The following is a 7,993-nucleotide window of genomic DNA, read 5'->3' on the forward strand; positions in this document are numbered from 1 at the left end:
CGCTCCTTGCAGCGGAGCACGGCGGCGCGCAGCGGGCCGGTGTAGCGCCCGGCCGCCAGCACCGGCGGCCCACCCGGCAGGTGCGCCGCGCCGGGACGCCCGAGCCGGCGCCGGCACGGCCCGCACCACGGCGCTTCGGGACCGCCGCAACCGGCGCAGTCGGCGGGCAGGAGGAGGTCGACGAGGGCCTGACCGGCATCGAGGAATCGCATGCCGTCGAGGGTGCCCGGCAGGGCCGACGGGACCGCCGCCATGATCGCGAGTTGTCCACAACCGGCGAGTAATCCACGGCCTCGCGGGGTGGCGGGCGGCTGGGCGGGCAGTCCTCGCAGAGGTTGGCGCGTTGTCGCAGCGCGAGCGCCGACCTCGCAACCCGCCGGCGGGCTGCGAGGACACCCCTGGTGCTGCGACGACGTTTCGTCGAACGAGCGCGGCTCTCGTCCAACCTCGCCGCACGAGCGCGGCTCTCGTCCAACCGGCGGCTCGGGCAGCGAGCGGCGCGGGGGGTCAGCCCGGGTAGAGGGGGACCGCGTCGGGGGCGGACCCCAGCATCTGCCGCCAGGCGGCCTGGTCGCCGAAGGCGAAGCTCCACACGCCGTTCTGGTCGGTCACCAGCAGCGGGCGGTTGGCCGTCGCGGCGACGGCGCTCAGCGGCGGCGTCAGGTTGTTGCCCAGCACCGGCTGCAGGCCCAGGCCGTCGACGGTGGTCTGGGCGACGAGCAGGTCGGGACCCCGGCTCACCGAGACCACCTGGTCGGCCGAGCCCCAGTCGGCGGTGATCACTTCGCCGAGGTCGAGCGGGCGCAGCCGGTGCACGTTACGCAGCGCCACCTCCCCGTCGACGGTCCGCGCCACCGCCGCCGTGTACAGCCCGGTGCCGACCACCGCCACGACCCGCATCCCGTCGCGGGAGAGGCGCAGGTCGTTGATCGGGCCGAGGGCGGCCAGTTCGCTCGCCTCGATGCCGGCGCGGCCCGGTGCCGTCGCGGCGTCGGTCAGCACGCGGGTGACCGTGCGCCCGTCCAGCACGGTCCAGACCTCGGTGCCGCTGGGGGCCCAGGTGGGGCGGGTCATCGTGGCGGCGTCCAGGGAGGTGGGGGTGAGCCCCGGGTCGGCGACCCCGCCGATCAGCATCGCCCGCCGGTTGCCCTGCCGGGTGACCACCGCCAGCCGGCGGCTGTCGCCCGAGAGCGCCGCCGACTCGACGTCCTGGCTGCCGTCGCCGCTCGGGCCGGGCAGCGGCGTGCTCGGTTCGGGCCCGGTCAGCTGGCGCAGCCTGCCCCCGGACACCACCAGCCCCTGCACGTCCTGGTTCGGCTGGCCCTCGGCGACGAGGTCGGCGACGTCGGTGCGGGTGAGGTCGGGGCGGTCGGCGATCAGCGGCTCGCCGTCCACCAGCAGCCGCACGCGCGAGACGTTGACCTCGGCCAGGGACAGCACCACCTGCGCGGCCAGCAGCCTGCGCGCGCCAGGGTCGAGGTCGCCGACGCCGGTCAGGTCGACGACCAGCGCCCCGTCGGGGCTCACCGCCACGTTCGAGCGCAGCTCGGCCTCCGGCGGCAGCTGGCTGACCGCGGCCCCGATCAACGCCGTCGACGGGCCGCCGAGCAGCAGGTCGGCCACCCGCGCGGCCTGCGCCCTGGCCGGCACGCTGGGCACGTACCGCAGGTCGGCCACGACCAGCCTGCGGACGGGGTCGACGAACCAGGTGCGCACCGCGCGGTAGTGGTCGCGGAAGATCGACAGCGGGACGACGACGCCGTCGGGCAGCCCGGCGATGCGCCACTGCCCGTCGCGGCGCACCACGGTGACGTCCTGCTGGAAGGTCGCCTGGTTGGACTCGAAGGCGCCGGAGCTGGTGACGCGGCCGATGGCGGTGCCGCGGATGCGGATGGTGGCCACGTCGGGCGAGTTGGGCGCGCCCGGGGTCGGGACGGTGTCGAACTGGCCGTCCAGGACGGTCAGGCCCGCCCCGTCGTTCCAGCCCGCGGCCTCCTCGGCCAGGAAGCGGCGGGCCGAGCCGTGCCGGTCGGAGCTGGAGCCGGAGGCGAAGACGAAGTCGCGGACCAGGTCGAGCGGGTTGCTGCCGTCCACCGGGCCGTCCGCCGGGGCCTGCTCGGCCTCCCCGGTGCGGCCGAGGACCTTGACCGGCGACCCGTCGGGGACGGTGGCGCAGGAGGTGACGACGAGCGCGGCCAGCAGCGCCGCCGCGAGCCTGCCGACGCCGCGGATCACGCCGGGTCCCCGTCGTGCCCCGGCCGGTGCGCTCCCCCCACCGTCGACGGCACGCGCGCCGGGTCGGGGCGCTCGTCGGGCTCGCCGCGGCGCGGCGCGGGCTGCTCGCCGCGCACCCCGGCCTCCGGGCCCAGCGGCAGCGGGCTGGAGCGCAGCAGCCCGCCGACCGTGCGCGGCAGCGTCAGCCGGAACTCCGAGCCGCGCCCGATCTCCCCCCAGGCCTGCAGCCAGCCGCCGTGCAGGCGGGCGTCCTCGATGCTGATGGCCAGGCCGAGCCCGCTGCCGCCGCTGCGCCGCGCGCGCGACTCCTCGGCCCGCCAGAACCGGTTGAACACCAGCTCGGACTCGCCGGGGCGCAGGCCGGCGCCGTGGTCGCGGACCAGCACGGCGACCGCCTTCTCGTCGGCGCCCACGACCACCTCGATCGGGTTGGACTCGCCGTGGTCGATCGCGTTGGAGACCAGGTTGCGCACGATCCGCTCGACGCGGCGCGGGTCGAGCTCGGCGACCGCGCCGCCCTCGGGCAGCCGCACCTCGATCGGCGTGCCGGACTGGTCGGCGATGCCGCGGACGGCGTCGACCGCGCGCGTCACCACGGCGCCCAGGTCGGTGCGCTCGGCGCCCAGCTCGGCGACGCCCGCGTCCAGCCTGCTGATCTCCAGCAGGTCGGCCAGCAGCGCCTCGAACCGGTCGAGCTCGGTGACCAGCAGCTCGGAGCTGCGCCGCAGCGCGGGCAGCAGCGCGTCGCGGGAGGCGTAGAGCACGTCGGCGGCCATCCGGACGGTGGTCAGCGGGGTGCGCAGCTCGTGGCTGACGTCGCTGGTGAACCGCCGCTGCAGCGCGCCGAACTCCTCCAGCTGGTCGATCTGGGTCTGGATGGAGGAGGCCATCTCGTTGTAGGACTCGGCGAGCCGGGCGACCTCGTCCTCGCCGCGCACCGGCATCCGCTCGTCGAGGTAGCCCTCGGCGAACCGCTCGGCGATCTCGGCGGCCTGCCGCACCGGGTGCACGACCTGCCGGGTGACGATGCTGGCGATGCCGCTGAGCAGGAGCAGCAGGACCAGGCCGCCGACGATCAGCGTGCTCTGCACCAGCCCGAGCGTGCGGCGCTCGGCGTCGAGCGGGAACAGCAGGTAGAACTCGATGGGCCGGGTCGCGGTCTGCACCTGCTGGCCGACGACCAGCATGGGCGTGTCGACGCCGTCGAGCACGACCGTCGTGTACTGCAGCGACCGCAGCCCCTGGCGGATGCTCTCCCGCAGCTCTGGCGGGACGTCGGCGATCCGGCCGGAGATCATGTCGTCGACGCCGTCGGCCTGGGTGGCGGCCAGCACCGCGAAGAACTCACCGGCCGCCGACGAGCCGTCGCCCTGCAGGCTGGTGCTGGTCAGCCGGGCCAGCGCGTTGTTCAGCTCGCCGCTGGCGCTGTCGCGGTCGGGGTCGACGCCGGACAGGTCGCGCTCCAGGACGATGCGCGCGGTCTCGATGCGGGAGGCGGCGTCGGTCTCCTTGCCCTGCACGACGCGGTTGGCGATCTGGGTCTGCAGGATGAAGCCGAGCACCAGCACGACGGCCGTGGACAGGGCCAGCGTGCTGATCACGACCCGCAGCTGCAGCGAGCGCCGCCACACCGCGTTGAAGGCGTCGGTCAGCTCGGCGCCGAGCTGGCGCAGCTGCACGACGCCCCGGCGGGTCCGGTCGGCGAGGGCACCCACCGCTCAGGGCCCGATCACGGGGGGCCGGCCTTGTAGCCGACGCCGCGCACGGTCAGCACGACCTCCGGGTGCTCCGGGTCGCGCTCGACCTTCGAGCGCAGGCGCTGCACGTGGACGTTGACCAGCCGCGTGTCGGCGGCGTGCCGGTAGCCCCATACCTGCTCGAGCAGCACCTCCCGAGTGAACACCTGGCGCGGCTTGCGGGCCAGCGCGACCAGCAGGTCGAACTCCAGCGGCGTGAGCGCGATCTGCTCGCCGGCGCGGACGACCTGGTGGGCCGGGACGTCGATGGAGATCTCGCCGATGGCCAGCTGCTCGGCCGGCTCGTTCTCGGTGCGCCGGACCCTGGCCCGGATGCGGGCCACCAGCTCCTTGGGCTTGAACGGCTTGACGACGTAGTCGTCGGCACCGGACTCCAGCCCGAGCACGATGTCGACGGTGTCGCTCTTGGCGGTGAGCATGACGATCGGCACGCCGGACTCCGAGCGGATCGCCCGGCACACGTCGATGCCGTTCATGCCGGGCAGCATCAGGTCGAGCAGCACCACGTCAGGGCGCAGCTCGCGGACGGCCGGCAGGGCGCGGGTGCCGTCGCCCACCACCGCGGTGTCGAAGCCCTCCCCGCGCAGCACGATGGTCAGCATCTCGGCCAGCGCCGGATCGTCGTCCACCACAAGTACCCGCGACTTCATGCCGGTCAGCATCCCACCCGCTGGTCAGCGCCCGCGCCGGGGCCGCCCGGTGCGCACATCTACGCCACGAGGTCGGCGGCGACGGCGTCCGCGTCGGGGCCGGCGACGCCGTCCAGGACGGTCCACGGGGAGAGCCACGACAGGCCCGCCAGCTGGGCGTACACGGCGGAGGTGCGCTCCTGGAGGCCGCCGTCGGACTCGAAGGAGTCGCGCCCGCGCCGGGGGTCGGCGCGCTCGCGGCGCTCGGCGCGCTCGGCGGCGACGCGCTCGGGGACGGCGAGCAGGAGCTGGTGGTCGGGCACCGGGAGGCCGAACCGCTCGACCTCGGTCGAGCGCACCCACGCCGCGAACCCGCCGTCGGCGCCCTCGTGCAGGCGGGCGGCGCCGTAGGCGGCGTTGGAGGCGATGTAGCGGTCGACGAGCAGTACGTCGTGGGCGGCGAGGGCGGCGCGCATGCCGTCGGCGGCGGCGCGGCGGTCGAGGGCGAACATCAGCGCCATGCCGTGCACCGAGTCGGCGAGGTCGCCGGCGCGGCCGTAGAGGGCGTCGCGGGCGAGCTCGGCGTGCACGTCGTCGTCGTAGCGGGGGAAGGCGAGCCGGGCGACGGTGGCGCCCCGCCCCTGCAGCGCCGTCGTCAACGCGCCCGCGACGGTGTTCTTGCCGGCCCCGTCGAGCCCCTCGATGACGATCAGCCGCCCCACGCCGCGGACCCTAGCCCCCGCCCACGGGGGTGGGGTCTAGGAGATGTCGAGGGCGCGGACGGTGGACCACGTCTGGGCGAAGCCGGGGTGCAGCGGCATCCTCGCCACCTCGTCGGCGGCGACCCAGCGCAGCTCGACGGTCTCCCAGCTCAGCATCCGCGGCAGCGCCGGGCTCAGCGCCCGGCCGACGACCGTCGTGTAGGACCAGCCGCCGTGGTCGTCGACGTGCTCGCCGACCACCGAGTACGCGGCGGCCTCGAGCCCGGACTCCTCGTCGGCTTCGCGCTGGGCGGCCTCGGCGGCGGACTCGCCGCGGTTGCGGGCCCCGCCCAGCACGCCCCAGGTGCCGCCGTGGTGGCTCCACCGGGAGCGGTGCTGCAGCAGGACCGCCCCGTCGTGCCAGAGGAGCAGCCCGGCCGCGCCGAACAGCCCCCAGTGGTCGTGCTCCTGGGCGCAGCGCACCCAGCCGTCGCCGTTGTCGTCCGATCCCACGACCCCATCGTGGGTGAGTCCCGGGCCCATCGCCACGGAACCCACCCACGACGCGGATCAGTACCGGTAGTGCTCGGGCTTGAACGGGCCCTCGACGTCGACGCCGATGTACTCGGCCTGGTCCTTGGTGAGCTTGGTCAGCTCGCCGCCCAGCGCCAGCACGTGGATCTTGGCGACCTTCTCGTCGAGGTGCTTGGGCAGCCGGTAGACGTCCTTGTTGTACTCCTCGTGCTTGGTGAACAGCTCGACCTGCGCGATCACCTGGTTGGAGAAGCTGTTGGACATCACGAACGACGGGTGGCCGGTCGCGTTGCCCAGGTTCATCAGCCGGCCCTCGGACAGCAGGATGATGGAGTGGCCGTCCGGGAAGACCCACTCGTCGACCTGCGGCTTGATGTTGATCCGGATGATGCCCGGGATGCGGGCCAGGCCGGCGACGTCGATCTCGTTGTCGAAGTGGCCGACGTTGGCCACGATCGCCTGGTGCTTCATCCGGGACATCGCCTCGGTGGTGATGATGTCCTTGTTGCCGGTCGTGGTGACGATGATGTCGGCCTTGTCGACCACCGACTCCAGCGTCGCGACCTGGTAGCCCTGCAGCAGCGCCTGCAGCGCGCAGATCGGGTCGACCTCGGAGACGATCACCCGGGCGCCCTGGCCGGCCAGCGCCGACGCCGAGCCCTTGCCCACGTCGCCGAAGCCGCAGACCAGCGCGACCTTGCCGCCGATCAGCACGTCGGTGGCCCGGTTGAGGCCGTCGATGAGCGAGTGGCGGATGCCGTAGGTGTTGTCGAACTTGCTCTTGGTGACCGAGTCGTTGACGTTGATCGCCGGGAACAGCAGCTGGCCCTGCTCGGCGAGCTGGTAGAGCCGGTGCACGCCGGTGGTGGTCTCCTCGGTGACGCCGCGGATGCCCTCGGCGACCGTGGTCCAGCGGTGCGCGTCGGCGGCCAGCGAGCGGCGCAGCGTGTCCAGGATGATCCGGTACTCGTCGGCGACGGTGAGGTCGTCGTCGTCGACGGTCGGCACGACGCCGGCCTTCTCGAACTCGACGCCCTTGTGCACGAGCAGGGTGGCGTCACCGCCGTCGTCGAGGATCATGTTCGGTCCGACGAGCTCGCCGTTCTCGTCCGTGAACAGGAACAGCTGCTCGGTGCACCACCAGTACTCCTCCAGCGTCTCGCCCTTCCAGGCGAACACCGGCACGCCCTTGGGCTCCTCGGGGGTGCCGGAGCCGACCACCGTGGCCGCGGCCGCGTGGTCCTGGGTGGAGAAGATGTTGCAGCTGACCCAGCGCACCTCAGCGCCGAGCGAGACCAGGGTCTCGATCAGCACGGCGGTCTGCACGGTCATGTGCAGGGAGCCGGCGATGCGGGCGCCGTGCAGCGGGCGGGCCTCGGCGTACTCGCGGCGCAGCTCCATCAGGCCGGGCATCTCGTGCTCGGCCAGCCGGATCTCCTTGCGACCGAACTCGGCCAGTCCCAGGTCGGCGACGGCGAAGTCGATGCCGTTCAGTTCCCGCAGTCGACCGGACGGGTCGGTCGCGGTCTTGTCGGCAGTAGCGGTCATGGGGTGGAACGCCTCCTCGATGGGCAGGTGTGCGGTAGCGGAATTGCTGGTCAGGGGCACGCGGAGGCCGCAACGGGGCCACCGGGCCACGAACGGGGGCGGGACTCGTCGAGCGGCACCTTCGTCTCCTGCGGAGAAGGCGCCCTTTCTCGGTAGGTCGGTGGGTCGAGCGTGGCGGACTCGTCGTCCGTCGCAGCGCCTCTCGACCCCCGGCAGATCCCTGCGCGACAAGCGTCCCCAAGACCGCCGGGCATGTCAACTCGATCGACACCGGGGAAGTGACGCGCATCACGGCGCGGGCCGCAACGCGGGCGCGGGCCCGTCGCGTCACACCGGGCACCCGACCGAGACGAGGAACGAGATGCGCTCCCGACCGACCCGCCTGCTCGCCGCGCTGCCGCTGGCCGTGGCGGCCGCACTGGTGCTGGCACCCGCCGCGCACGCGACGACCACCCCGCAGCCCGGCCCCCCGCCGATCGAGGCCTCGCCCGCGCCGGCGCCCGCGCCCGCCTCCGCGGTCCCGGCCACGGGCGGACCGTCCGCCGTGCCCGTCCCGGCGGAGCCCCCGCGCGACGGGCCCGGGCAGGTG

At 74.1% G+C, this 7,993-nt stretch carries 7 protein-coding genes and 1 pseudogene; 1 reads left to right on the plus strand and 7 read right to left on the minus strand.

Going from position 1 to position 7,993, the window contains the following annotated elements; genetic code table 11:
• From KIK08_RS35290 to ahcY, 7 genes and pseudogenes are all read right to left on the minus strand, one after another.
• Positions 1–212, minus strand: a pseudogene (locus KIK08_RS35290) (ComF family protein); the annotation flags it as partial.
• 295 nt (positions 213–507) lie between these two features.
• On the minus strand, positions 508–2,235 hold the full coding sequence (locus tag KIK08_RS35295) for an LpqB family beta-propeller domain-containing protein (RefSeq protein WP_214407664.1): 1,728 nt from the start codon (positions 2,233–2,235) through the stop codon (positions 508–510).
• The gene (mtrB, locus tag KIK08_RS35300; RefSeq protein ID WP_214407665.1) at positions 2,232–3,950 is read right to left on the minus strand and encodes an MtrAB system histidine kinase MtrB; all 1,719 of its coding nucleotides are present in this window, start codon (positions 3,948–3,950) and stop codon (positions 2,232–2,234) included. The genes KIK08_RS35295 and mtrB overlap by 4 nt, the downstream gene beginning before the upstream one ends.
• Before the next feature lie 14 nt (positions 3,951–3,964).
• On the minus strand, positions 3,965–4,642 hold the full coding sequence (gene mtrA, locus KIK08_RS35305) for an MtrAB system response regulator MtrA (protein WP_214407669.1): 678 nt from the start codon (positions 4,640–4,642) through the stop codon (positions 3,965–3,967).
• Positions 4,643–4,701: 59 nt separating this feature from the next.
• The gene (locus tag KIK08_RS35310; protein WP_214407666.1) at positions 4,702–5,343 is read right to left on the minus strand and encodes a dTMP kinase; all 642 of its coding nucleotides are present in this window, start codon (positions 5,341–5,343) and stop codon (positions 4,702–4,704) included.
• A gap of 36 nt (positions 5,344–5,379) precedes the next feature.
• Positions 5,380–5,835 carry an NUDIX domain-containing protein gene (locus tag KIK08_RS35315; protein WP_308258095.1) on the minus strand — a complete coding sequence of 152 codons (456 nt, stop codon included), beginning with the start codon at positions 5,833–5,835 and terminating at the stop codon, positions 5,380–5,382.
• A 57-nt stretch (positions 5,836–5,892) separates the two neighbouring features.
• Complete coding sequence (gene ahcY / locus KIK08_RS35320) at positions 5,893–7,404, minus strand: adenosylhomocysteinase (protein WP_214407667.1); 1,512 nt, start codon at positions 7,402–7,404, stop codon at positions 5,893–5,895.
• 361 nt (positions 7,405–7,765) lie between these two features.
• On the opposite strand from ahcY, the gene KIK08_RS35325 reads away from it, so the two are divergent.
• On the plus strand, positions 7,766–7,993 hold a 228-nt coding region (locus KIK08_RS35325), incomplete at its 3' end, for a hypothetical protein (protein ID WP_214407668.1).

The sequence above is a fragment of the Pseudonocardia lacus genome (genome assembly GCF_018531445.1).
GTDB lineage: Bacteria > Actinomycetota > Actinomycetes > Mycobacteriales > Pseudonocardiaceae > Pseudonocardia > Pseudonocardia lacus.